This window comes from Vibrio sp. UCD-FRSSP16_30, from assembly GCF_001676025.1.
GTDB lineage: Bacteria > Pseudomonadota > Gammaproteobacteria > Enterobacterales > Vibrionaceae > Vibrio.
In genome coordinates, this window is sequence record NZ_LZFW01000008.1 from 53362 (window position 1) to 78518 (window position 25157).

Genomic DNA, 25157 nt, shown 5'->3' on the forward strand with positions numbered 1-25157 from the left:
GTCAACCCTTAACATTTATCGATGTGAATTATATCAAATTACACTAAATTGACGTTTTTTAGTAGAGAAATATACATTCAAACCATTGAGTTATCGTTATTTCACAGCTTAAATTTATGTTTACTCTACAATTGTAGGTGTGTCACTTGATTTGGCTAATCACTCACTCTAGAGTAGGCGATCTAGTGAGTAAATAATAAGAAAAATAGAGGGTTAGGGGTTACATTGTCTCATCTTGAAAATGCTATCAAACAGCTCACTCAACAAGTTGATTCTGCGTCTATCGATGCATGCCGTGTCGAGGTCGCAGTAGAAATCATGAATCATGATTCTGTTCTCCCGTGGATGGCGAATCAACCTATTTTTCCGAAGTTTTATTGGCAGTCTAGGGATACGACGGAAGAGGTCGTAGCACTGGGGCAAGTCAGAACTTTTGATGAAATTAATCCGGCCTATTCTGTGCTTAGCCAAGACCAGCGTATTTGGGGAGGCTATGCTTTTCCTTATAAAGAAAACAAAGGACGCTGTTTAAACTCATTTTTCTTTTTACCTTCTATTGAGTTAATCCGACGAAATAAAAAATGGTTTTTGGCGGCTAACTTAACCCAAGATAGAGATTCTGTGCGTCAGGCGATCTCTTTGCTAACTCTCAATACTTCCAATTTTTCAAAGCAACTTCCACAAATAGAGACGGTGACACACAGCCCTAATAGAGCGATGTGGAATGATAATGTTGAGTTGGCATTAAATAATATTATCCATACCGATCTTAAAAAGGTGGTTTTGGCTCGCCAAACAACCATTAAACTGGATGCGCCTTTGCAAGGTGTTGAGCTATTAGCATTAAGTCGTAAACAAAACTGCGATAGTTTTCATTTCTTGTTTCAGCTAGAAGAAGGGCATTCATTTATAGGATCAACCCCTGAACGGTTATATAGCCGTCGTGGTTCATTAATAGAAACGGAAGCTTTAGCCGGAACAACAGGTCGAGATAGCCAGCCCCATAAAGATTTACAGCTGGCCAATTGGTTGATTAATGACAAGAAAAACCTACAAGAAAATCAGTATGTCGTTGATGACATTGTGGAGCGTTTAGCGCCGTTTTGTAGCAATATTGATGTTGAAAATGAAGCTCGCTTGGTGCGATTGCGTAGTGTTCAGCATTTAAAACGCCATATTCAAGCCGAGTTAATTAAACACGCAGATAAAGGTAAGTTATTACAAGCTTTGCAACCCACCGCCGCTGTTGCAGGATTACCAAGGCATCTAGCCCTTGAGTTTATAGAGAAGCATGAACCTTTTTCTCGTGCTTGGTATAGCGGGTCTGTGGGGTACATTAGCGAGCAAAATGCAGAGTTTTGTGTATCAATTCGTAGCGCGTTAGTTCAACAAGATTGCCTTCATTTATTTGCCGGGGCAGGCATTGTCCCAGGCTCTGAGGCAGAGCATGAATGGCAGGAGTTGGATAAGAAAATGTCAACCTTACTGAGCTTAATTACCGAGCAAAATGTGTTGGAACAAGCATCATGAGTCGCCAATCTTTCGCTGATCTTTCCCAAGCGCAGATGAATCGAATATGGTCTTCTATTATCCTTGAAGAAGCGGCACGTTTTGGTGCAGAGCATGTGTGTTTAGCTCCGGGCTCTCGTTCTACTCCCTTAGCTCTTGAATCAATTAAACAAACTAATTTAACTCTTCATACTCACTTTGATGAAAGAGGTTTAGGTTTTTTTGCGTTAGGTTTAGCCAAAGCGTCGCAAAAGCCAGTTATTGTTATTGTTACCTCGGGGACTGCGGTTGCCAATTTATTACCAGCGGTGGTCGAAGCGAATCTCACTGGCGAGAAGTTAATCTTACTCACCGCGGATAGACCCCCTGAACTGGTTGGTGTGGGCGCTAATCAAGCGATTGTACAACAGGGCATTTTCTCAAGTCATGTCACTCAGTCGATATTGCTTCCTAGCCCGACAAGCACGATAGATGCTCGATGGTTATTATCAAAGATTGATAACGCTCTGCATAATCAGGCAAAAATGAACGGCCCCATTCATCTTAATTGTCCTTTTCCTGAGCCACTTTATATCGAAGATTGTCCTTTATTATCAGAAGTTAAGGAGCTGCCATTAGCTTGGTTACAATCAAATCGTCCTTATACGCAAGCCCCTAATACGCAAGCACTTAATACTCAAGCTCCTGTATTAGAAGACAGCTCTGATCATTTGTCGCATTTTTTTAAAAAGCACTGTCACTTAAAAGGCTTAATTATTATCGGGCGACTTGCCCATGATAAGTCCATCCAAGTGCTTGAACTTGCCAAGCAATTAGGCTGGCCGGTATTGTGCGACCCTCAGTCTGGAGTGAGTTCAGATTGGCATGGTTATGATGTTTGGCTACAAAATGACGAAGCTCAATCTAGGCTAAGCCAGTGTGATGTCGTGGTGCAGTTTGGTGCAAGACTCGTCTCCAAACGACTACTGCAATTTTTAAAACAGCGCGTCTCAGATACAAGCTTTACTCAATATGCACTGAGCAGTAACGAAGCGGGTATTTTAAATCCTGATCATTTACCTATGCTGCGTTTTTCAGGCCAGTGGCAACAGCTTGAAGTACTATCATCAGAAAATAATGGCTGGGCTGATGAGCTAAAGCATTATGCAAAGAGGGTGACTCGTGAAACTAACACGCTGCTCTCAAGTGATATTACTGAGCTAGAAGTCGCTCATCGGTTACATGAACTCACCGCAGGCTATCAGCTGTTTTTAGGTAATAGCTTAGGTGTACGTTTGCTGGATATGGTCTCGGAGCATTTAGATGTTACTACCTATTCAAATCGTGGCGCGTCGGGTATTGATGGCATCATCGCAACCAGTGCGGGTGTTGCTGCGGGTAACCGTCAGCCGACATTAACCTTAATTGGCGATACCTCACTGCTACATGATCTTAATTCCCTGTCATTGCTGGCAAAGCAAAGCAGCATCGTATTGTTATTTAATAATGATGGAGGAGCGATTTTTGATATGTTGCCCGTTGATGAAAGCCATAAACAGTCTCTTTATCAAATGCCGCATGGCCATCAATTTAAGCACTCGGCTGCACAATTTAATATGCACTATCATCAGCCAGCGACATGGCAAGAACTCACTCAAATAGTCGAGGATTTTAATCCTACAGCGGGGCGCTCTTTAATGATTGAAGTAGTTACTCCAGCAGGGCAGGCCAGTCGTCATATTAAAACATTGTGCTCACAAATTAAGGGCCAGTAAGTGCCCCAATTAAATCCATCAGCCACTTCACTGGTTACTTTGCGCCTTGCAGCAAGCAAACCAAGCTTACGATTACTGTTTGTGCATGGTTTTTTAGGCAGTAGTGATGATTGGCAATCGATAGTGCAATACCTTCCGACAGATTGGGACTTATATGCGCTCAATCTTCCCGGACATGTTGGCAATAGTGATCCCCTGCCAAGCAACTTTTCAGAATTTACTTACTTCATTGATGAACAAGCGCAAGCTTTAGCAAAAGATAACGTCCCTGTGGCCTTTGTTGGCTACTCTTTAGGGGCGCGGCTATTGATGCACTTAGCGCTAAAATTAGAAACTCACACTCCAAATACTCACCTCAACACAATGATTGTCCGTGGTTTTGTGCTTGAAGGAGGAAACTTTGGCTTGCAACAACAGTCTGATATATCAACGCGCTGGGAAAATGACCGCCGTTGGATTAAGCGCTTTAATGAGCAAAGTCTGTGTGAGGTATTGAATGATTGGTATCAGCAACCGGTTTTTTCGTCATTAAATGCTCAGCAAAGAAAGCAATTAGTCGCGCAACGTTCAATCAATGATGGGAAAGCTTTAGCGCAAGTGATGTCAGCGACTTCATTAGCAAAGCAGGCTTATCTATTAGAAAACCTACAACATAGTCAGCAGCAAGTGCACTATATTGTGGGTGAGTATGATCAAAAGTTTTCTCTATTATATGAGCGTAATCAGGTGTCTTTTGAGGTGATAGAAAAGGCTGGACATAACACTCACAAAGAACAGCCTGAGAAATATGCCAAAAAATTGACACAGCTCTTATCCATAGTGAGCACAGACTCGCTATGATGCCCCCAAGTAGGGGTATCACCTATGTTGGCTTAGGAAATTAATAATTATGAGAAAAGCGAATTTATATCGTTATCAGCTAGAAATGGATAGCGGTGTTATTCTACGTGAACAAAAGCTTACTCAGCGAGAAGGTTGGGTGGTTGAGCTTACCGAAGATAACCGTACGGGTTATGGTGAAGTTGCTCCCTTGGTTGGCTTTAGCCATGAATCAATGGACCAAGCATTTGTTGAAGTGGTATCACGATTAGAAAAGTGGGTATCAGGACAAGACTTAGACTGCCACTCCTCTTATCCTTCGGTAGCCTTTGGTTTATCTATGGCCGAATATGAGCTAAAAGGTTTGCTTGGTGCAGAAGGAAACTATCAAGCTGCGCTACTTTGTAACGGCGATCCTGATGATTTAATCCCTGCTTTAAATGCAATGCAAGGAGACAAAGTTGCTAAGATCAAAGTCGGCTTACACGAACCTATCCGTGATGGAATTCTGGTCGATCTCTTTTTAGAAACCACGCCAGATTTACAGCTGAGATTAGACGCTAACAGAGCATGGACTTTAGACAAAGCAAAGCAGTTCGCGAAGAAAATCAAACCCTCTCAACGTTCTCGAATTCAATACATTGAAGAGCCGTGCCGCGCTCCTGGCGATAGCTTAACGTTTGCCATCGAAACAGGCATCGCTATCGGTTGGGATGAAACATTGCAAAATGGCGTTATGAACCCTGACTTCAATTTAGAATTTCTGACTGGCGCAAAAGCGATAGTCATCAAGCCGACCTTAATTGGTCATATTGAACGTTGTATTCAATTGATTGAAAAGGCGCAAGTTTTAGGCTTAGTTGCCGTAATTAGCTCTAGCATAGAATCCAGCTTAGGTTTATCTCAATTGGCTCGTTTTGCGCACCAATTTACACCAATGACCGTGCCCGGTTTAGATACTCTACAGCTATTTAAAGAACAGCTGCATACACCGTGGCCAAATAGCGAATTACCATTAAGAAGTTTGAGTTCGCAAACTTTGGTTTGGCATCAGAGCTCGGAATAATCCATTGCTTGAGAATGAAATGCATAATAACCATTTATCCCACAATAGATGGTTCGATGAGTGGCAATCTAGCCACTTATCGTTGCTTGATTACTGGAAAGCTCAATCAAGTAAAGCTCAAGCAGAATATGCGTCTAACAGAAGCCTTTCCGTCGCACTAGAACATGCAAATCACCACTATACTTGGGATGATCTCTCTCAGTATGTCGCATCAGTTCAGCAGCAATTTACTGCTGCCAGTTTAGGCTGTAACGATGTGTTGATGCTAGTCACTGCGCACAGTTCTTTTCAAAGTTTAATGGTCTATCTAGCGGCTCTAGAAGCTGGGGTTGTGGTTGCTATTGTTCCACCATTGCCTAAACAAGATCTAACAAAGCGTCAGCAAGTATTAGGGTGTTCTTTTTACTACCAGTGCCCAACCGTTAATGACGATTTATCTTATCTGACTGGGGGGCTTGTACTTACTTTAGATGAGCTTAAATCTCCTCAGCTTAAATTCCCAGAGCTTCAACTTAGTTCCTCACCAACAAAATTTGACCAATCAAACCTTAATCAGGCTGGGCTGAATACTAGCAATATTGCCAGTTTGATTTTTACCTCAGGCTCAACAGGCGAACCTAAAGCGGTCGCTCATACAGTAAACAATCATTTAGCCTCGGCCATAGGTTTACAAAAGTCATTTAATTTTGACGCTCACAGTACGTGGCTGTTATCGCTACCGCTGTTTCATGTTTCTGGCTTAGCGATTGTGTGGCGTTGGCTTGTGAGTGGCTGTTGCTTACGGTTAAAGCAAGGCTCGGGGTTAAATTTACAGGGGGTCACTCATACCTCTATGGTTCCGACTCAACTCTTTCGAGTACTAGAAAAAAACGAGCCGATAACGTTAGAAAAAGTATTGCTCGGTGGCGGGGTTATCCCGCATCAACTTGCTCAGTTGGCTAAAGAGCAAGGCGTTGATACTTGGGCTGGCTATGGTTTAACTGAAATGGCGTCAACAGTCACCGCAAAAGCGGTGGATCACCTTGATAGTGCAGGAAAGGTGTTGCTACATCGAGACCTAAAACTGCAAGGGCAGCGCATCTTAGTTGGTGGAGAGACACTTGCGGTTGGTTATTGGCGAGAAGGGAAGCTGAACCCATTATCGCTTATTGATGATCACTGGTTTGATACTAAAGATCTGGGGCGTTTTAGTGATGATGAGTTGGTTATTTTAGGTCGAGCTGACAACTTATTTATCTCCGGTGGCGAAAATATCCACTGTGAAGAAATTGAGCGAATCCTTATTTCACATCAAGAAGTACAACAAGCGTTTATTGTACCTATTGATGATCCTGAATTTGGTCAGCGACCGGTTGCGCTATTGGCACTTAATGATGTGCCGTTATCGGAGTCACTACAATTGCAATTGACCAACCTATGTCGCTCAAGTCTGCAAAAATTCAAATGCCCAATTGGTTATTATCGCATCCCACAATCTCTACTAAATCAAGGTATTAAAGTTTCTCGATTAAAATTAAAGCAGTGGTTGTCTCAGCAAAGTTAGTATTTAAATGAAGACACTTTTAAGCGCCTCAAATCATTTTGTTATGACTTAGAGCAAAAGGTGATTTTTTAAACGGGTTATACACAGTCATACTCCTAGTCAAATAAATAGACTGGCAGGCACTTATTAGCTTTGCCAAATAATGGAATGAACTATGTATATTCTTTGGACGCTTGTTGTAGCATGTTTAGCAATCGCTTTATCAGACAATGGTTTGATTGGCTCTATTGCCCAAGCATTAGGGTTTGCGCTTGTGTTATGGATTGCGATTAAACAGAAGGGTGACAGCACTAAAAAAAGCAGCCATCGATTGCTCGCTAGAGTAAAGCCAAGTCATTACGATAAAGTACTTTAATGCTGATGTTGTAGGGAACTGGTTTATAGAACATTATCTCCTAGAACCTAGCCCCCACAACTGTTTAGCTTAATGTAGCAACCACAACAACGTTCCCACAGATATCGCCAGCCACAATCCAATACCGAATAGTAAAGGCTTAATACCTGCTTCTTTCACTTGCTCAAGTGAGATTGCAGAGCCAATTAAGAATAAACACGCCACTAGAGTTTGTTTCGCCACAGAGAAAGTCATCTGATAAAGATCATTAAACTGCGGAAGAAGGTCACTGATAACGACTGCGCCGATGTATAAGAAGATAAACGTCGGAACTTTTAGTTTATGATTTGCTTTGCCAAAGTACCAAGCACTGCCAAGTGTCACAGGGATAATCCATAGTGCGCGAGCTAACTTAAGCGTGGTTGCGGTACGCAGAGCTTCTTCACCATAAGCACTCGCCGCACCCACTACCGAAGAGGTATCGTGAATGGCAATCGCGGCCCAAACCCCAAAGGTATGTTGATCAAGATTTAGCGCGTGGCCGATAACCGGGAATACAAATAACGCAACAGAGTTCAGTATGAAGATGGTGGCTAGAGCCAAACCTGTTTGATTGGCATTAGCATTGATAGCCGGAGAAACAGCGGCAATGGCACTGCCACCACAAATAGCCGTACCACTTGAAATTAGGTAGCCCGTTTTTTTATCAATACCTAACTTTATGGCAATCCAAGTACCGACAAATAAGGTGACAAAGATGGTGGTCATAATCAGCCCAATACCACTGGATGTTGCTTTTAAAGCCTCAGAGAGTGATATGCCAAAGCCAAGTCCAATGATAGAGTAGCTAAGGAGCTTCTTCGTCCATTGTGCGATAGGCAGTCCGGTAGGCACCATACCCAATTGAGATAAAATCAATCCTAGCATCAGAGCCGAAGGTGATTTCAATAAGGGGGTAAAGCAAAGAACTAACACGATAAAAAATGGGATATGTTTCTTTGTAAAATGTTGCATTGAGTTAGCGCCTTCCAAATGAGGGCTCAATAATAGCGATGTTAATTTTGATTCGCGAAATATTTGAGGTTTTTAGGTCGGATTGTTCTATTGATAATATTCAATATTCCATATAGTACTTAAAAATAGTGTGATATAGCCCTAGATTGCAATAAAGTGTAACAACTCAATGCGAGAACGTAGTTCAACTTTTAGTCCCTAATAGGTACTATGAAGCCGAATCTTAGAAATTAAAGAGAGATTATGAAACGTATTTTTTCGATCATGGCAGTATTGCTAGTAACAGTATCAATGACATTTTCGCCAGTGACTGAAGCTAAGCGATTTGGCGGTGGTAAATCATTTGGTAAAAGCTTTAAAACGGCGCCTGCACCTAGAGCGCAGCCGACCAACACTAACTCAGTAAATAAAGGCGCTCAGAATACCTCTAGAAAAGGCGGTATGATGGGTGGATTGATGGGCGGTCTGCTTGCTGGTGGCCTTCTTGCAGCATTCTTTGGTGGTGCTTTTGAAGGTATTCAGTTCATGGATATGCTTATCATGGGTTTGATTGCCTTTTTTGCCTTTAAGTTTTTACGTGGCATGTTGGGGTCAAAAGCTGGCAGCATGAATCAGCAACGTCCTGCTTACAGCGCATCTCAAGGGAATGCTCCTCAGGGTAATACCTCTCAAGGCGGGGCAAATGATGTTCCTCCATATAATACTCAGTTTAGACAGCAAGCTGACTCGCAGCCATCCTCTCAGTCAAATGGTGCTGGGTTTGGTAGCGCCGCTCAATCTGATGTTCCGCATAACTACCCACCGGGTTTTGATCATGCAGGATTCATCAGTGGTTCGAGAGAGCACTACCGTATTCTGCAAGGCGCTTGGAACCACAATGAACTTGAAACGATTCGTGAATACGTTTCCGCAAGTTTGTTTGAAGACCTAAAAAGCGAACGCGCTTCACTAAAAGGTGAGCAACATACAGATGTCATGTTTGTTGATGCTGAAATTGTACGTGCCGACGTTGATGCAAGCAAAGCACAGCTAAGCCTACAATTTACCGGTCGCTACCGCGATACAGTGGAAAATGTAGAAGAAGAGATCAACGATATTTGGCACCTTGAGCGTGATTTAACTCAACCAAATGCACCATGGTTGATTATCGGTATTCAAGTTTAAGCTTTTATATTGCTAGAGTTATTCAAGGGCCAGAACTTTCGTTCTGGCCTTTTTTATGCAAGTTAACTTACTGAAGAGCTGGAGGTGAGTACCTATTGTGAGATAATTATATCTGGTTTTCCAAAGGCTCGTAATTTACCAGCCAAGATTGCTGTAACATCCGCTCACCTTCCGCGATATATACTTTCCCTTCTAGCAATTGATAAATAACGAAAAGCACAACATTAGAAACCATTAATCCGAATTTTTTGCGAGCACGTATACTCAACGGCTTAGAGTATGACTGGACACATCTTGAGATCGTTGACTAGTCTTACATTCTCAAACATGAGGGATATAAAACTTATGGGCATTATTTTATTTTTGTTGATCGGTGCTGTTGCTGGATGGTTAGCTGGAAACTTTATGAAAGGCGGCGGCTTTGGTGTGGTTGGTAATATCATTGTCGGGGTTTTAGGTGCAGTACTTGGCGGATTTGTATTTAACCTTTTAGGTCTGGCAGCTGGTGGCCTTGTGGGTTCTCTTGTGATGTCTACCGTTGGCGCTGTATTACTTCTGTATATCGTTGGCGTAATAAAGAGACTTTAATCGCTCTTTATCTATCGAGATAAGGGAATAATTCACGTACCATACGGCAATTATTCCCAATGCATTAAGCGATAACAAAAAAGTCATGACCACTATTCCTATCAAGCAAGAGTCTGAACCCGAGGTGAGCTGTAGCACTTGTCGTGCAAGTTGCTGCCGTTTAGAGGTGATGATCATTAGTGATACTGGCGTACCAGAAGAGCACATTGCAACGGATAAATGGGGTGGGGAAACCATGCTTCGTTTAGAGGACGGTTGGTGTTCTGCGGTCGATAGAGACACAAAACTGTGTACTATTTACGAGAATCGTCCGTGGATATGTCGCGAATTTGAGATGGGATCTTACGAGTGTCGTAATGAGTGGGAATCTAGAAACTAGTTTATTACATTAGAATCATCAGCTAGGTATTTGATGATTATTCTCTGAATATAAAAAAGGGTCGGTATATACCGACCCTTTTGCTATTTTACGAACTCAGTTATTTCTGCAAAGCAGTGATTACTGTTGAGTCGATTGAATTGCTGTTAGAGCAACGGTGTAAACGATATCGTCTACTAGTGCGCCACGAGACAAGTCATTTACAGGTTTACGCATGCCTTGCAGCATTGGACCGATAGATACTAGGTCAGCTGAACGCTGTACAGCTTTGTAAGTTGTGTTACCAGTGTTTAGGTCTGGGAATACAAATACAGTTGCTTTACCCGCTACAGGAGAGTTAGGCGCTTTAGAAGCCGCTACGTTTTCCATGATTGCAGCATCGTACTGTAGAGGACCGTCGATCACTAGATCTGGACGTTTCGCTTGAGCAAGTTTGGTTGCTTCACGTACTTTATCTACGTCTGCACCTTTACCTGACTCACCAGTAGAGTAAGAGATCATTGCAACGCGTGGGTCGATACCAAATGCTGTTGCAGAATCTGCAGATTGGATAGCGATTTCAGCAAGTTGCTCAGCTGTTGGATCTGGGTTGATTGCACAGTCACCGTATACCAATACTTGATCAGGCAGAAGCATGAAGAAGATTGAAGAAACGATAGACGCATCAGGTGCAGTCTTGATGATTTGGAACGGAGGTACGATTGTGTTTGCTGTAGTGTGAACTGCACCAGAAACAAGACCGTCTACTTCGCCATTCTCAAGCATCATAGTGCCTAGGAATACTGAATCTTGAAGTTTCTCGCGAGCAACAACTTCAGTCATGCCTTTCTTAGAGCGAAGCTCTACAAGACGTGCAACGTATTGTTCACGTACTGCATCAGAATCGATGATTTCAACGCCAGCGCCTAGCTCAACACCTTGTTGTGCTGCAACGCGACGGATTTCTTCAGGGTTACCAAGAAGAACACAGTTCGCGATACCGCGCTCAGCACAGATAGCCGCAGCTTTAACTGTACGTGGCTCATCACCTTCAGGAAGAACGATGCGTTTGTTAGCACGACGAGCTAATTCAGTTAACTGGTAACGGAACGCAGGTGGGCTTAGACGACGAGAAGCAACAGCGCCTTCTGTTAGTGAGTCAACCCATGGGCCATCAATGTGGCTTGCAACGTGGTCATTAACAAATTCGATACGCTCTTTATCGTCTGCAGGAACTTCAACACTGAAACTTTGAAGATTCAGAGAAGTCTGCCAAGTGTTACCTTGCGCTTTAAAGATTGGAAGACCAGCATCAAATGCAGGCTTACATAGATCGCGAATTTGTTCTGGAATGTCGTAACCGCCAGTAAGCAGTACAGCACCAATTTCAACGCCGTTCATTGCCGCAAGAGCTGCTGCTACGATTACGTCTGGACGGTCAGCTGAAGTTACTAGAAGTGAACCTGGCTTAAAGTGCTCAATCATATTTGGAAGAGAGCGTGCACAGAAAGTGATGCTCTTAATACGACGAGTAGAGATTTCACCTTCGTTGATGATATCAGCGTTTAGGTGTTTAGCCATGTCAATCGCACGAGTTGCGATTAGCTCAACGCTCCAAGGCACACAACCAAGTACACGTACTGGGCTAGTGTTGAAGATTTCCATCGCTTGGATGTTAGCTTGTTGAGCAGCATCTGAATCGTCAAAGATTTCAGATAGGTCAGGACGTGTACGGCCTGCTTCATCTACTGGAGCGTTAAGTTTGTTGATGATAACGCCAGAGATGTTTTTATTTTTCTTGCCACCGAAGTTTGAAACTGCAACTTCGATACGCTCTTTAAGCTGAGATGGGTTGTATGTGCCAGGAGTTGCAACAAATACGATCTCTGCGCCAAGAGTTTTAGCAATCTCTTCATTCACTTGGTTAGCGAATGGGTGCTTACGAGTTGGAACTAGACCTTCAATTAGAGTCACGTCCGTATCATTAATTTGGTTGAAACGCTCAACGATAGTCTCTAGCAAAACGTCCATTTGCTCGTTACGGATAAGTGCTTGCGCTTCATCCATAGGAGTCGGGGTACCGATTTTGACATCGTTATTTGATTGAAGAATGGTAGATGTTAAATCAGGTTGGCTACCACCGGTACGTGGCTGAGCAATAGGCTTGTAAAACGAAACGTTTACGCCCTTGCGTTCCATAGCGCGGATAACACCCATGCTAACACTAGTAAGACCAACACCAGCGCTGATAGGGACAAGCATAATGGTACGAGACATAGTCAGAAGACCTCGAAATGTGTAATTAAAAGTTTCAACTGGGGGAACAGCTGAATCAAAAGTAAACAGGTGAGGAAAACCTCACCTGTTTAGTATATTAAAGACCAGCTAAGCGTGCTGTGTCTTCTGCGATAACTAACTCTTCATTTGTAGAGATAACCATTGCAGGGATGCGGCTGTCAGTAGAAGTGATAGTACCTTCGCCACCGAAGCGAGCTTTAAGGTTTGCTTCACCGTCTACTTCAACACCGAATACGCCAAGACGGTTTAGAACCATCTCACGAATAGGAGCTGAGTTTTCACCGATACCACCAGTGAATACGATAGCGTCTAGACGACCTTCTAGCGTTGCTGTGTAACCTGCAACGTATTTAGCTAGGCGGTGACAGAATACGTCCATCGCACGAGTCGCTTCTTCTTTTTTGCCGTAGTTTTCTTCAACGAAACGACAATCAGAGCTCACTTCAGTTAGACCTTGTAGGCCAGACTCTTTAGTTAGCATAGTGTTGATTTGCTCAACTGTGTAACCTAGAGAATCGTGTAGGTGGAAGATGATCGCAGGATCGATATCACCACAACGAGTACCCATTACTAGACCTTCTAGAGGAGTAAGACCCATAGAAGTATCTACAGACTTGCCGTTTTTAATCGCACAAACAGAAGCACCGTTACCTAGGTGACAGTTGATGATGTTTAGTTCATCAGCAGGCTTGCCTAGTTGCTCAGCTGTTTCGCGAGCGATAAATAGGTGAGAAGTACCGTGCATGCCGTAACGACGGATGCTGTGCTCTTTATATAAGCTGTACGGAAGAGCGTATAGATAAGCTTCTTCAGGCATAGTTTGGTGGAAAGCGGTATCAAATACTGCCGACATTGGTAGAGTCGGGAACGCTTTTTGCGCTGCTTTAATACCAATGATTGCCGCTGGGTTGTGAAGAGGAGCTAGTGCTGCACATTCTTCAATACCCGCAACTACTGCTTCATCAATAATTACTGATTCAGTGAATTTTTCACCGCCGTGTACAACACGGTGGCCAACAGCACCAAGCTGCTCTGAAAGTTCTGGTTTAGAAGCTAAGATAGTGTCTACGATAAAAGTTAGTGCTTCATCGTGTGCCGCGCCATTACCTAGTGCTGCTTCATGTTTACCATCCAATTTCCACTTAATACGTGCTTCAGGAAGGTGTAGGCATTCAGCAAGACCTGTAAGGTGTTCATTACCGTTGTCTGCATCAACGATAGCGAATTTAAGGGAAGAACTACCGCAGTTTAAAACTAAAACTAGCTTTGACATGTTTGTTTCCTGTATTTCATCTGATTGTTCAGAGAGAATGAATTTAGTTTTTATGAGCAGTCATCGTTCATTAGTGAACGGCTACTCAGTTTTTAGTTGCAACAATTTCCCTTTGTTGACTGTATATACCTTTCATCAGGATACATTTTCAATCCTTGCTAACACGCCTCACTGTCGCCTAATATGTAGTTAACGGCGAAGCATTGATAAGACGCTGACAAGAATAGCGACAATAGGCAAATATAACAAAAAAAATTGAATTTTCTTTATCTTTTATCAATTTTTTATGTTTATTTTTTAATTTTTAAAATATTTTTTAGCGGTTTAGGTATGGTTGAAAAAATGGGTATGTTCCACAGGTTAAGAGATGGTCAGATATATATGGATCTTTGGCCTATGCGAAAAGAGCTTTCACCTATGTTTCCTGAACATCGAGTGATCACTGCAACTCGATTTGGTATTCGAGTAATGCCTGCCGTGGCAGCCATTAGCATATTAACTCAACTGACATTTCAATATGGGACTGGCTTATCCCAAGCGATTGTTGTCGCTTTGTTTGCTATTAGCTTACCTATTCAAGGCTTTTGGTGGTTAGGAACACGCTCTAATACACTATTACCACCGGCTTTAGCGAGCTGGTATCGTGAAATCCATCAAAAAATTCTAGATTCAGGTACGTTGCTTGAGCCGCCAAAAGCCAAGCCTCGTTATAAAGAGCTAGCGCAGTTGTTAAACCGTGCCTTTAATAAGCTCGATAAAAATGTACTTGAACGCTGGTTCTAAGAAAACACTCTAATCCTATCTTGATAACATAAACGCAGTTGCCCCTGATATTGCGTTTATGTTTGATTCCCTTGCTTTTTAATTCATCTTTCTTGTTCAACCCTCTCTAAAAATCAATTTATTGACACTTTATTAACATCTTGGCAAATACGTCTTTTATTTTCTATCCCTTACTGGTAATAATGGTCTCTAGAGTATGCGTGGAGTTGCGTACAGATCCAATTTTGGATTTGTCACCAGCAAGCTCAATACTCAGCTATAGAAACGGATATCAAACTCAGCTTTGTTTGCTGAATCAAGGAGTGAAAATGAAAACAAGTAACATAATTGTCGCAGCGTGTCTTGTCGGCGCAGCTCTTCTTTCAAGTGCCAGTGTTGTGGCAAAAACAGCAAAGGTTGCTGTATCACAAATCGTTGAACATCCTGCTTTGGATGCGACTCGTCAGGGTTTGCTTGATGGCTTAAAAGCGAAAGGTTATGAAGAAGGTAAAAACCTAGAGTTTGATTATAAAACTGCGCAAGGTAACCCTGCAATTGCGGTACAAATCGCGCGTCAATTTGTTGGTGAAAACCCTGATGTATTGGTGGGCATTGCCACTCCAACCGCTCAAGCTTTGGCTTCGGCTACTCGTTCTATCCCGATTGTGTTTACAGCCGTGACAGACCCTGTTGGGGCTAAGTTGGTTTCTCAGCTAAAACAGCCGGGCAAAAACATTACCGGTCTTTCAGATCTTTCTCCTGTTGCTCAGCACGTTAGCTTAATTCAAGAAATTCTTCCTAAAGCGCAAACTATCGGTGTGGTTTATAACCCTGGCGAAGCGAACGCGGTGAGCCTAGTTGAATTGCTAAAAATCGCCGCTAAAGAGAAAGGGCTTAATGTCATTGAGTCTACGGCTTTAAAAAGTGCGGATGTTCTGTCTGCCACTCAAGCTATTGTTGCCAAAGCTGATGTAATTTACGCGCCAACGGATAATACAGTGGCGAGTGCGATTGAAGGTATGATTGTGGCGGCTAACCAAGCGAACAAACCTGTCTTTGGCGGCGCTACTTCGTATGTAGAAAAAGGTGCAATTGCTAGCCTTGGTTTTGATTACTACCAAGTTGGCGTACAAACAGCTGATTATGTGGCCGCTATTCTTGATGGAAAAGAGCCGGGAACATTAGATGTTAAAGTTGCAGAAGGTTCTGATCTTGCGATTAATGAAACTGTCGCGAAAAAATTGGGCATTGCTATCCCGCAATCTGTTGTAGCTCGCGCTACCGAAGTTAAATAAAACCAGTGAGCCAGTCTATTTGACTGGCTTTTTACTGCGTATTTTTTGAAGCAGCAGAGGAGTATGTATGTCTGCTTTTGCATTTTTTGGGGCGCTGGAACTAGGGCTGGTTTATGGCCTAGTTGCGCTTGGCGTTTACCTTACCTTCCGAGTATTAGACTTTCCTGATCTGAGTGTTGATGGCTCATTTCCTATGGGTGCGGCTGTTGCTGCAACCGCGATTGTTGCAGGAATTAACCCTTGGCTGGCAACTGGCATGGCCATTGTTGCCGGCGGTATGACTGGATGGGTAACGGCTTTTCTTGCTGTGCGATGCGGTATTTTGCATCTACTGGCGTCTATTCTGACCATGATTGCCGCGTTTTCTATCAATATTCGCATCATGGGCAGACCTAATGTGGCTCTATTGGGTGAAGAGACCATCTTGACTCCTTTTGAAAGCATTGGCGATCCTATGCTTATCCGTCCATTAGTGGTGGGTATTCTTGTATTGATAGCCGCAGTTTTCACGATTCGTTTGTTAAACAGTGATTTTGGTCTTGGGCTTCGCGCGACGGGTGTCAATGCTCGTATGGTGCGAGCGCAAGGTGGCAGCACTTCTTTTTATACTTACTTTGGTCTGGCTTTATCTAATGGCTTAGTTGGGTTTGCAGGCGCTCTGTTTGCGCAAACTAACAGCTTTGCAGATGTGACTTCTGGCGTAGGTACGATTGTTGTTGGTCTCGCGGCAGTTATCTTAGGGCAAACATTAATCCCAGGGCGTAAAATTTGGGTGGCAGTGGTCGCGGTAATTGTCGGCTCAGTGCTGTATCGATTAGCGGTCGCCTTTGCATTGAGCTCAGGCATGTTTGGACTGCAAGCATCCGATCTTAACCTTGTTACCGCTATTTTGGTGGCCGTTGCTTTAATCGCGCCAAAAGTAAAAGCTAAATACAAAGCAAAACAACAATTGCAGCAAATACAGCAGCAAGCACGTGATGAGAAGGAGGGGGCATGATAGAGCTAAAAGATATTCAGGTGACTTTTAACCCTGGAACTGTCCTAGAAAACCGAGCATTGCGCAGTGTGGATCTTGTGGTTCCTGAACATGAGTTTCTGACGGTTATTGGTTCAAATGGCGCGGGTAAATCGACGCTACTTGGCGCAGTAACCGGCGAAACACCGATGATTGGTGGCAGTGTTGTCATTGATGATATCGATGTGACTCGCCGCACGGTAGATCAAAGAGCAAGCCTTTGTGCTCGCGTGTTTCAAGATCCGCTGGCTGGCACTTGTGGTGAGCTAACGATAGAGGAAAACATGGCACTGGCTTATCGCCGAGGACATCGCCGTGGCTGGAGTCTATCAATATCGAATAAGCGTCGAAAACTGTTTCAAGATCGCATCGCTATATTGGGTTTAGGCTTAGAAGATAGGCTAGGAGACAGCATCGGGCTGCTCTCTGGTGGTCAGCGACAAGCTGTTAGCCTTATTATGGCAACTCTATCAGATAGCAAATTGTTATTACTGGATGAGCACACTGCAGCTCTTGATCCTAGAATGGCCGCTTTTGTGATTGATTTGACTAAAAAAGTCATCACAGAATTTAATCTGACCGCCATGATGGTCACACACTCAATGAAGGATGCACTCGCCTGTGGCGATCGCACGGTTATGCTCCATCAAGGTAAAATAGTGTTGGATGTAGCCGGAGAACAACGAGCGAATATGCAAGTGCCAGATCTATTGGAAATGTTCAGTAAAGTGCGTGGCGAAGAGCTCAGTGATGATGGCTTGCTATTAAGCTAATTGTCGTGTTTCGATTGCTATGGACTTTATAGAGTAAAATTAAACGAGGTGTCTTTATTTAATGATAAAGACACCTCGTTTTTTATTGGTCGCACAGATTAGCGGCAAAGGCTAAGCTTGAGCTAGCAGTTCATTGTGATAACGATGAATGTACTCAACAATGGGCTCGGCGGTGTTAAATCGGCGAATATGGTGGAATAACTCTTTTGCTTCTGGATATTGCTGACGCAGATAAGAGAACCATTGTTTAACGCGGTTAGGATAATAAAGCCCTTTATCACCTTTCATTTCATACTCTGAATAACGCAGTAGCAATGCCACGACATCAGTCCAAGGCATGATAGCTTGGTTATGCTTAACCACATTACCCAAGTTAGGAACGTTAAACGATCCTCTGCATACCATTAGCGAATCAATGCCGGTGGTGTTAAGACAGCGTTGACCATCTTCGTAATTCCAGATTTCACCATTGGCAATTAATGGCATTTTGGTGTGCTGGCGAATCTTAGCAAGATAATCCCAACGAATTTGATCGGCTTTATAGCCACCCATTTTGGTTCTGGCGTGAATGGCGAGTTCATTAGCCCCAGCATTTTCCACCGCATCAACAATTTCAAAGCAATCTTCAGGGTTTTCCCAGCCAAGGCGAATTTTAGCCGTAACAGGGATATGGCTTGGTACAGCCTCTCGGCAAGCATTGATAATTTGATACATCAATTCTGGTTCTTTTAATAAGACTGCGCCGCCTTTGCTTTTGTTGACTAAGCGGGCAGGGCAACCAAAATTAAGATCGATACCAGCCGCCCCTAATTGATAAGCTTTATAGGCATTTTCTGCCATCCATTGTGGATGCTGACCAAGTAATTGCAGGTGTACAGGTGTGCCTGACTTGGTTTTTGAGCCTTGCAGTAGTTCAGGACAAAGTTTGTAGAATGAGCGATCTGGCAGTACTTGGTCACTTACACGTACAAATTCTGTCACGCATAGATCAAAATCATTGATATCGGTAAGGATTTCTCGCATTAAGTGGTCGAGAACACCCTCCATAGGGCCAAGGACGAGACGCATTTTATTCTACCTTTGTGTGCAGGAGGCGGGATTTTAGTGGGTTTTGGGTAAAATGTCACCGATAAATATCAGTTGCCAATGCGAGTGTAGAAGCTGAGGCACTTTTCACTCATACTAAAGAAAAATTACGTGAGTTGATGTTATGAGTGATTTAATTAGCCTACCGGAAAGTGAGCAAGAAAGTGCTTATTTTTGGGAGGGCGCAATATTAGCGGCTAACCTGACCGTTAAACCTTTAGAGCCTGAATTGTGGGCTGAGGGTTTGTGCAGTGGTGAGTTTGCAACCGCCAAGCCAATTATTATTGAACATATCAATGCTCAATACGGCAGGCTCAAAGCCAATCAGTATTCGGTTCTGGAATTAACCAATAACGACAGTGAACATTTAGCAGATCTTGCGGAAGGGTTTCTGGCGATATGGCCGATTGTTGAGCAAGAATGGCAATCGCAGGACGTTGCAGAAGGTACGCTAAGAATGCTATCTGCATTGTTAACCACTTTCTCTTTGCTGGTTGATGAAGAGCAAACCCATCAGCAAATGCAGCAAGCCGGCTACGAGCAGCTGCCACAAGTATGCGATTTACAGCCACAACTGGACTTGATGATCAATGAAGTGGCTCAAGCGGCCGATGAGTTGATGATTGGGAATAAAAGCCAAACATTAAATCCATATAAAGAGGTGGGCCGTAATGATCCATGTCCTTGCGGTAGTGGTAAAAAGTTCAAGAAGTGTTGCGGCGCTTAGTATTCATTGCTGATTGCTGATTGCTGATTGAAAAATAGTGAGCTGATAATAAATAGCCAAATTGCCTCTAAGGTACAATTTGGCTTTGCTGCTTGTACTTGTACTTGTACTTGTGCTGCTTGCGTTTTTGTTGCGTGTGTTATTGAGAATTAACATTGATGAGCTCACAATTTAATCTATTGGAGAGATAATAGGTACTTGGGCACGCTTTGTTACGCATCAATATAAGAGGTCTTGTGTTTAAAAATAGCCACTATATTAAAAAGAACATAAAGATGGCATGGCCTATTGCGATTAATGCGTTGCTGATGCAAGGCATGTTGATGATAGACACTTTGTTAATCTCCCCTTTAGGTGAAGGTTCATTAGCTGCTATGGGGATTGCCAGTGCGATAGTCTCTTTAATGCTTGGGGTACAAAATGCATTAGCTAACGGTTCTCAGAATGTACTTTCTCGTGCCTTTGGTTCGGCAAAAGACAGCTTAATTTCAAAATCGTATTTATCCGCAATTATTATCAATCTTTCGGTCGCCCTATTTTTCTTCCTGTTAATTACGCTATTTAAATGGCCTCTTATCAAGCTATTAAGTCATAGCAGTGATCTTTATCAGGAAATTGATGCTTATCTTTCCGTTATCAAATATGCGTTACTTTTAACGGGGATCTCTCAAGTCTCCATCGCTTTATACAATGCGATGGGCAAAACCAAACTTCCTTTGATCAGCTATTTAATCACGATGCCGATTAATGCTGTGGTCTCATATTATCTTATTTATGGTATGGGAAGTTTCGCCGGTATTGGCATTGCAGGTGCAGCACTTGGCTCAGTGATTGCGCTTGGGATCAGAATGCTGTTTTTGCTATTGTGCTTAAAATATCAAAAGGCTTCACAGCTGTCTTTTTCGCTAGCCATGCAAGGCATCACCCGTAATATTGCTTTGCATTTTAAAGAAATATCTCCCATAGCGGCGAACATGATGGTGCTGGCGATGGGGCTAGCCGCTTATAATTTTCTCTACACGCAGTTGCCGACAGAAGCTTATGCAGCGGTGGTGATGGTCACCCCTTGGCTTTCATCTCTTGCGCAGTTTGTGGTGGCTTGGGCTGTGTCCTCGGCCATTACTATCTCTCAAGCCATAGGCTCAAATAATTTAGAGACATTAGATTCTGATGTTGATCTGAGCATAAAAGTGACCATTGGCGTATCAGCGATTATTGCTTTTATGTCGTTTCTTTTAAGTTTAGTGATCGACAAGATTTATCCAGGCCACTCATTAGTGACTTATCAAGCTTTAGCAACCATTGCACCGCTTTATATCTTAATGCCACTGGTTCAAGGTTACACCACCGTACATGGGCAAGTGTTGCGTGCATTGGGTAAAACAACGGCGGTATTTAATATCAACTTTATTACTCGCTGGCTTATCGCTCTGCCACTGTGCGCTTTTGTTGTATTGGTATTAGATGCTTCTATTTTTTGGGTTTACGCCATAACGGTATTTGAACAAATACTCAAAATCATTCCTATGCGTTACCAAGCAAGGAAGTTTTTACGAGAGTTTGATAGCAAGAAAGCAAAAGAGTTGATGTATGACTAAGTATCAGGGATAGATAAAAAAGAGGAACTGAAAAATATCAGTTCCTCTTTTTTTATGTTTGAGCAAAGAGCTTATTAACTTATTAATTACTAACTTATTGTGTATTAAGCTTTTCGTTTTTTTAAGCCTTGCAGTTGCAATAGTGTAAATAGGGATGCAACGACAAGGCTTGCTCCAAAAATAATCACTAACCATTGCGGCATGGACAGATCTAAGAAGGTCCATACAATTTTGCTACAGGTACCTGTCGGATGGAACATCCAAGGAACCCATTGATCTAGCGGTGCCCAACTTGGAAACTTGACAAAAAAGTCACAAGTGTTGAAAGGGGATGGATCAAACTGAAAACTGACATGTTCGCGAGCAAGCAGTAATCCTTTATAGCTAGAGGCTATCCAGCCTACTAATCCAATACCACGAACCAGAGGATTGGTGGGTCTGCATATACCAATACCTGCCGCAACAATAATGCCCATCATTGCAACTCGCTCATAAATACACATGACACAAGGTGCCAGTAACATGACATGTTGAAAGTATAGAGCGCAAAGCTCAAAAGCTACGATGGTGATAAGAAGCAAAAACCAAGATAAGCGTGAGCGAGAAAATTGATACATGTTTTCAAGCATGAATGAGAGTCCTTTTATGCACAAAAAAGCCAGTAAAACCCATGATTGTACTGGCTGATAGAGTTAGTTTCTTTTTACCTTTTTATGAAAGGCAAATCAATAGAGTCCTCAATTGAGAATAAGTTCCTTAGTGGCCCATCACTGAACTGGCGGCTTCGAGTGCATGTAGCGGTGGATCTGATATCCAGCCTAGGTCATAAAAGATAGCCGTGACCGGCTCTAAGAAGAACATAATGCCTAACATACCAACCAGTGCGAGAACAATGGTGTATGGAAATGCCATAACTACCATACGTCCGTAAGAAAGACGAATTAATGGAGCAAGGGTTGAGGTTAATAAGAATAAGAAAGCCGCTTGTCCATTTGGTGTTGCTACCGATGGCAAGTTGGTTCCCGTATTAATCGCAACCGCTAGCAGATCAAATTGCTCACGATTGATAACACCCTGCAAGAGTGCTTCTTTAACCTCATTGATATAAACGGTGCCAACGAAGACATTATCCGAAATCATTGAGAGCACACCGTTGGCAATATAGAACAGTACTAATTGTGTGCCTTGATCTTCTACTGCCAATACTGCGTCAATGATTGGTGCAAATAGGTCTTGTTGAATAATAACCGCAACAATAGCAAAGAATACGGCCAGTAATGCGGTGAAGGGTAGAGCTTCTTCAAATGCTTTACCTAATGCATGCTCTTCGATAATGCCTGTAAATGATGTTGCTAAGATAATAACGGATAATCCAACAAGGCCAACAGCAGCAACGTGGAAGGCAAGACCAAAGATAAGCCATGCTGCGATAGCACCTTGTACCCAAAGTTTGGCTACATCTTGCTTAGTGCGGTGCTTTTTCTCTTCTTCGTTATAGTCTTCTAGGATTTTACGTACATGCGGTGGTAATTCTGAACCGTAACCACAGATTTTGAATTTTTCCACAGCAACGGTTGTCAGCAATCCCGCAATAATGACCGGCAAAGTGACCGGAAGCATGCGTAAGATAAACTCACCAAATAACCAACCCGCTTGATCCGCAATAATTAGGTTTTGTGGTTCGCCTACCATGGTCATTACACCACCAAGCGCGGTACCAACACCGGCATGCATAAGAAGAGAGCGTAAAAAAGCACGGTAATCATCGAGATCTTCACGAGTTAACTCGGTGAGGTGACCATCTTGAGTATGATCATGCTGACTGCCATGGCCTTTTCCTGAAACAACTTTGTGGTAAATCGAGTAGAAACCGATAGCAACACTAATGACCACTGCGATAACGGTTAATGCATCTAAGAAAGCAGATAAAAATGCAGCTGCGGCACAAAAAGCGACGGATAAAACGACTTTGGAGCGAATACCTAATAGTATCTTGGTAAAAATGAGCAGTAGTAACTGCTTCATGAAGTAAATACCCGCCACCATAAAGATAAGCAGTAGCAGCACTTCAATATTGGCAACTAATTCATGCTTTACCATTTCGGGTGTTGTCATGCCAATTGCAATTGCTTCAATTGCGAGCAATCCACCGGGTTGCAAAGGGTAGCATTTGAGAGCCATTGCCAGGGTAAAAATAAACTCGATAACGAGTAGCCAACCTGCAATAAATGGGTCGACAAAAAAGAAAACAAGGGGGTTAATGATTAAAAAGGCAACGATAGCCAATTTATACCAGTCTGGTGCCTTCCCCAGAAAATTCTTGATGAAGGCGTTTCCTTGACTTAACGGCATAGTACTTCTCTCTATAGTCTTTAAATCAGATTGAGTCGTATTATGCGACCTATCCATGAACAACCTGATTTATTTAAATTTGGGTAAACTTGGGTCAGAAATATTCTGTAACACACTAGCTTATTGGCGCATGTTTACTCGTATCTGTTTGTGAGTCAAATCAATAATGTGATCTAACTCGTGTTTATAGTAAAACGTCATAATGCATGTTTTTCTTATAATATTACTCTGCTTTTTGTAAGGGTTTGGTTATATAAGTGGCTCATTATTGTATGAGAAATAATATTAGTTCATAACTTGATGTTTTTTAAGTATTAACCAACTAGTTTCTTATAAAGTACATTGCAAAAAAGAACGATGCCTTTCGTGTGCTGAGTTGGATTAATGCTCTATTTTACTGTTCTTTTGATGAAGTATGTTTTTTGACCACATTATGTGGTTGGTCGGTAGAAAAATTGTGTATTTCTATGATCTTTGAATAAGAGCTCATAACTTATTCGATGCTTGTTTTTGTAATCTCTCATTAGGTGGTATGATGAGTGATAATTGAATGAATTTTGAGTTGGAATTACCAATCTATGGTTATTAAGGCGAAAAGCCCAGCTGGCTTTGCAGAAAAGTATATTATTGAAAGCATTTGGAACGGACGTTTTGCTCCAGGTTCTATTTTACCCGCTGAGCGTGAGCTATCTGAACTGATTGGTGTAACAAGAACAACATTAAGAGAGGTCTTACAAAGACTTGCTCGTGATGGTTGGCTAACAATTCAACATGGCAAACCGACTAAAGTAAATCAGTTTATGGAAACCTCAGGTTTGCATATTTTAGATACATTGATGACATTGGATGCCGATAATGCCACCAGTATCGTTGAAGATTTACTGGCAGCTCGAACCAGCATCAGTCCTATTTTTATGCGTTATGCATTTAAGGTCAATAAAGAGCAATCGGAACAGACGTTACGTCGAGTTATCGAATCTTGTGAAGCTCTAATGGAAGCAGATTCCCATGTAAGCTTCATGGAAACATTCCCTTATGCCGATAAGATCAAGCAAAACGTAAAAGAAGACAATGAGAAAGATGAGCAGAAACGCGATATCATTTTAATCGCTAAAACGTTTAATTATTACGATTATATGTTGTTCCAACACTTAGCTTTCCATTCTGGTAATCAGATTTATGGCTTGATCTTTAATGGTTTGAAAAAACTGTACAACCGAGTTGGTGCTTTTTATTTTTCCAATCCTGTATCACGCCAGTTAGCTCTTAACTTTTATAAAGACTTATTAGCGATATGTGAAGAAGGGAAACGAGAGCAAATTCCTGGCGTTGTTCGTCAATACGGTATTGAAAGTGGTCAACACTGGAATGAGATGAAGGTGAGTTTGCCAACGAACTTTACTGAAGATGACAGCTAATCTCAGGCACTAATTACTTTCTAGAACCCTGCTTTATGCAGGGTTTTTTTATGGTTATAAAACAAAAAGTGATCTTTTTGGGCAGTATTGCGTAGATAGAGTTATTCCCGAATTGCATATTTCGGAGCATTCCGATCACCCATTTCGGGATTATCCGATCACCCATTTCGGTTTAAACCGATCGCTGATTCCGCGATTATCAGATCACTTTTAACCTAACTCCGAAATCGATGATCGGAATAGCGAAAACTGCGATCGTAATGGCCGAAATCCTTCCTTTTTCTCTTTTAAATCAATAGCTCGCTATCCTTTACTTCTAAAACAAGAAGGAAAGGAAGCGATAATGGCCAAAAAGAGAACTCCAATGAATAAAATCAAAGAGGTATTACGCCTTAAATACGACTGCGGTCT

General features: G+C 42.4%; 21 protein-coding genes and 2 pseudogenes. 17 read left to right on the top strand and 6 right to left on the bottom strand.

The genetic code is table 11. From position 1 onward, the window contains the following. Positions 1–225 precede the first annotated feature (225 nt). The 6 genes from A9260_RS05885 to A9260_RS05910 all read left to right on the top strand — a co-directional run bounded on the left by A9260_RS05885 (position 226) and on the right by A9260_RS05910 (position 7046). The gene (locus A9260_RS05885; protein ID WP_068697109.1) at positions 226–1530 is read left to right on the top strand and encodes an isochorismate synthase; all 1305 of its coding nucleotides are present in this window, start codon (positions 226–228) and stop codon (positions 1528–1530) included. Continuing rightward, on the top strand, positions 1527–3263 hold the full coding sequence (gene menD, locus A9260_RS05890) for a 2-succinyl-5-enolpyruvyl-6-hydroxy-3-cyclohexene-1-carboxylic-acid synthase (RefSeq protein WP_068697110.1): 1737 nt from the start codon (positions 1527–1529) through the stop codon (positions 3261–3263). The genes A9260_RS05885 and menD overlap by 4 nt, the downstream gene beginning before the upstream one ends. Next, a complete protein-coding gene (gene menH, locus A9260_RS05895; protein WP_082957070.1) occupies positions 3264–4103 on the top strand; it encodes a 2-succinyl-6-hydroxy-2,4-cyclohexadiene-1-carboxylate synthase in 840 nt (279 codons plus the stop codon). It begins immediately after the preceding gene. 49 nt (positions 4104–4152) lie between these two features. Next, entirely contained in the window at positions 4153–5148 is a 996-nt protein-coding gene (gene menC / locus A9260_RS05900) for an o-succinylbenzoate synthase (RefSeq protein ID WP_068697111.1), read from the top strand. Between the two features lie 19 nt (positions 5149–5167). Continuing rightward, a complete protein-coding gene (gene menE / locus A9260_RS05905) occupies positions 5168–6691 on the top strand; it encodes an o-succinylbenzoate--CoA ligase (protein ID WP_082957072.1) in 1524 nt (507 codons plus the stop codon). Positions 6692–6845: 154 nt separating this feature from the next. After that, positions 6846–7046, top strand: coding sequence for a hypothetical protein (locus A9260_RS05910; RefSeq protein WP_068697114.1), 201 nt, complete (start codon positions 6846–6848; stop codon positions 7044–7046). Between the two features lie 69 nt (positions 7047–7115). Here A9260_RS05910 and A9260_RS05915 read toward each other — a convergent pair whose 3' ends face one another. Continuing rightward, positions 7116–8039: a YeiH family protein gene (locus A9260_RS05915; protein ID WP_068697116.1), complete on the bottom strand. Its 924-nt coding sequence runs from the start codon at positions 8037–8039 to the stop codon at positions 7116–7118. A gap of 243 nt (positions 8040–8282) precedes the next feature. Here A9260_RS05915 and A9260_RS17245 point away from each other — a divergent pair. From A9260_RS17245 to A9260_RS05930, 4 genes and pseudogenes are all read left to right on the top strand, one after another. Next, positions 8283–8660, top strand: a pseudogene (locus A9260_RS17245) (Tim44 domain-containing protein); the annotation flags it as partial. A 129-nt stretch (positions 8661–8789) separates the two neighbouring features. Continuing rightward, positions 8790–9203: pseudogene (locus A9260_RS17250) on the top strand (Tim44 domain-containing protein); the annotation flags it as partial. 345 nt (positions 9204–9548) lie between these two features. Further along, on the top strand, positions 9549–9791 hold the full coding sequence (locus A9260_RS05925; protein WP_068697118.1) for a GlsB/YeaQ/YmgE family stress response membrane protein: 243 nt from the start codon (positions 9549–9551) through the stop codon (positions 9789–9791). A gap of 85 nt (positions 9792–9876) precedes the next feature. Further along, entirely contained in the window at positions 9877–10170 is a 294-nt protein-coding gene (locus tag A9260_RS05930; RefSeq protein ID WP_068697119.1) for a YkgJ family cysteine cluster protein, read from the top strand. A gap of 120 nt (positions 10171–10290) precedes the next feature. On the opposite strand, the gene pta is transcribed toward A9260_RS05930, so the two are convergent. Together pta and A9260_RS05940 are read right to left on the bottom strand one after the other, a co-directional pair. Next, positions 10291–12426 carry a phosphate acetyltransferase gene (pta, locus tag A9260_RS05935; RefSeq protein ID WP_068697120.1) on the bottom strand — a complete coding sequence of 712 codons (2136 nt, stop codon included), beginning with the start codon at positions 12424–12426 and terminating at the stop codon, positions 10291–10293. A 97-nt stretch (positions 12427–12523) separates the two neighbouring features. Then, positions 12524–13720 carry an acetate kinase gene (locus A9260_RS05940; RefSeq protein ID WP_068697122.1) on the bottom strand — a complete coding sequence of 399 codons (1197 nt, stop codon included), beginning with the start codon at positions 13718–13720 and terminating at the stop codon, positions 12524–12526. 330 nt (positions 13721–14050) lie between these two features. Between A9260_RS05940 and yfbV the strand changes: the two genes are divergently transcribed. The 4 genes from yfbV (at position 14051) to A9260_RS05960 (ending at position 17565) form a co-directional block, all read left to right on the top strand. Further along, positions 14051–14503, top strand: coding sequence for a terminus macrodomain insulation protein YfbV (gene yfbV / locus A9260_RS05945; RefSeq protein WP_068697123.1), 453 nt, complete (start codon positions 14051–14053; stop codon positions 14501–14503). A 308-nt stretch (positions 14504–14811) separates the two neighbouring features. Then, the gene (locus tag A9260_RS05950) at positions 14812–15777 is read left to right on the top strand and encodes an ABC transporter substrate-binding protein (RefSeq protein ID WP_068697126.1); all 966 of its coding nucleotides are present in this window, start codon (positions 14812–14814) and stop codon (positions 15775–15777) included. A gap of 67 nt (positions 15778–15844) precedes the next feature. After that, entirely contained in the window at positions 15845–16774 is a 930-nt protein-coding gene (locus tag A9260_RS05955; RefSeq protein ID WP_068697128.1) for an ABC transporter permease, read from the top strand. Then, positions 16771–17565 (top strand): ABC transporter ATP-binding protein, encoded by a 795-nt coding sequence (locus tag A9260_RS05960; RefSeq protein ID WP_068697130.1) that lies wholly within the window; start codon positions 16771–16773, stop codon positions 17563–17565. The genes A9260_RS05955 and A9260_RS05960 overlap by 4 nt, the downstream gene beginning before the upstream one ends. Before the next feature lie 111 nt (positions 17566–17676). Here A9260_RS05960 and dusC read toward each other — a convergent pair whose 3' ends face one another. Further along, positions 17677–18633 (bottom strand): tRNA dihydrouridine(16) synthase DusC, encoded by a 957-nt coding sequence (gene dusC / locus A9260_RS05965; protein WP_068697131.1) that lies wholly within the window; start codon positions 18631–18633, stop codon positions 17677–17679. Positions 18634–18775: 142 nt separating this feature from the next. Here dusC and A9260_RS05970 point away from each other — a divergent pair, with 142 nt between their 5' ends. Together A9260_RS05970 and A9260_RS05975 are read left to right on the top strand one after the other, a co-directional pair. Further along, positions 18776–19378: a YecA/YgfB family protein gene (locus A9260_RS05970; protein WP_068697132.1), complete on the top strand. Its 603-nt coding sequence runs from the start codon at positions 18776–18778 to the stop codon at positions 19376–19378. Positions 19379–19653: 275 nt separating this feature from the next. Continuing rightward, on the top strand, positions 19654–20976 hold the full coding sequence (locus tag A9260_RS05975; RefSeq protein WP_082957071.1) for an MATE family efflux transporter: 1323 nt from the start codon (positions 19654–19656) through the stop codon (positions 20974–20976). 104 nt (positions 20977–21080) lie between these two features. On the opposite strand, the gene dsbB is transcribed toward A9260_RS05975, so the two are convergent. Both dsbB and nhaB read right to left on the bottom strand, forming a co-directional pair. After that, positions 21081–21605 carry a disulfide bond formation protein DsbB gene (gene dsbB, locus A9260_RS05980; protein ID WP_068697134.1) on the bottom strand — a complete coding sequence of 175 codons (525 nt, stop codon included), beginning with the start codon at positions 21603–21605 and terminating at the stop codon, positions 21081–21083. Between the two features lie 127 nt (positions 21606–21732). Further along, positions 21733–23328 carry a Na(+)/H(+) antiporter NhaB gene (nhaB, locus tag A9260_RS05985; protein WP_068697138.1) on the bottom strand — a complete coding sequence of 532 codons (1596 nt, stop codon included), beginning with the start codon at positions 23326–23328 and terminating at the stop codon, positions 21733–21735. 578 nt (positions 23329–23906) lie between these two features. Here nhaB and fadR point away from each other — a divergent pair. Continuing rightward, complete coding sequence (fadR, locus tag A9260_RS05990) at positions 23907–24746, top strand: fatty acid metabolism transcriptional regulator FadR (protein ID WP_068697140.1); 840 nt, start codon at positions 23907–23909, stop codon at positions 24744–24746. The last annotated feature ends 411 nt before the right edge of the window (positions 24747–25157 follow it).

Bases quoted from the DNA above. Each gene is read 5' to 3' on its own strand.
- A9260_RS05960 (WP_068697130.1), top strand. From the start codon at position 16,771: ATGATAGAGCTAAAAGATATTCAGGTGACTTTTAACCCTGGAACTGTC.
- menD (WP_068697110.1), top strand. From the start codon at position 1,527: ATGAGTCGCCAATCTTTCGCTGATCTTTCCCAAGCGCAGATGAATCGA.
- A9260_RS05970 (WP_068697132.1), top strand. From the start codon at position 18,776: ATGAGTGATTTAATTAGCCTACCGGAAAGTGAGCAAGAAAGTGCTTAT.
- A9260_RS05950 (WP_068697126.1), top strand. From the start codon at position 14,812: ATGAAAACAAGTAACATAATTGTCGCAGCGTGTCTTGTCGGCGCAGCT.
- A9260_RS05975 (WP_082957071.1), top strand. From the start codon at position 19,654: ATGGCATGGCCTATTGCGATTAATGCGTTGCTGATGCAAGGCATGTTG.
- A9260_RS05930 (WP_068697119.1), top strand. From the start codon at position 9,877: ATGACCACTATTCCTATCAAGCAAGAGTCTGAACCCGAGGTGAGCTGT.
- A9260_RS05940 (WP_068697122.1), bottom strand. From the start codon at position 13,720: ATGTCAAAGCTAGTTTTAGTTTTAAACTGCGGTAGTTCTTCCCTTAAA.
- menE (WP_082957072.1), top strand. From the start codon at position 5,168: ATGCATAATAACCATTTATCCCACAATAGATGGTTCGATGAGTGGCAA.
- A9260_RS05955 (WP_068697128.1), top strand. From the start codon at position 15,845: ATGTCTGCTTTTGCATTTTTTGGGGCGCTGGAACTAGGGCTGGTTTAT.
- nhaB (WP_068697138.1), bottom strand. From the start codon at position 23,328: ATGCCGTTAAGTCAAGGAAACGCCTTCATCAAGAATTTTCTGGGGAAG.
- dusC (WP_068697131.1), bottom strand. From the start codon at position 18,633: ATGCGTCTCGTCCTTGGCCCTATGGAGGGTGTTCTCGACCACTTAATG.
- fadR (WP_068697140.1), top strand. From the start codon at position 23,907: ATGGTTATTAAGGCGAAAAGCCCAGCTGGCTTTGCAGAAAAGTATATT.
- A9260_RS05915 (WP_068697116.1), bottom strand. From the start codon at position 8,039: ATGCAACATTTTACAAAGAAACATATCCCATTTTTTATCGTGTTAGTT.
- menC (WP_068697111.1), top strand. From the start codon at position 4,153: ATGAGAAAAGCGAATTTATATCGTTATCAGCTAGAAATGGATAGCGGT.
- A9260_RS05910 (WP_068697114.1), top strand. From the start codon at position 6,846: ATGTATATTCTTTGGACGCTTGTTGTAGCATGTTTAGCAATCGCTTTA.
- dsbB (WP_068697134.1), bottom strand. From the start codon at position 21,605: ATGCTTGAAAACATGTATCAATTTTCTCGCTCACGCTTATCTTGGTTT.
- yfbV (WP_068697123.1), top strand. From the start codon at position 14,051: ATGGTTGAAAAAATGGGTATGTTCCACAGGTTAAGAGATGGTCAGATA.
- A9260_RS05925 (WP_068697118.1), top strand. From the start codon at position 9,549: ATGGGCATTATTTTATTTTTGTTGATCGGTGCTGTTGCTGGATGGTTA.
- pta (WP_068697120.1), bottom strand. From the start codon at position 12,426: ATGTCTCGTACCATTATGCTTGTCCCTATCAGCGCTGGTGTTGGTCTT.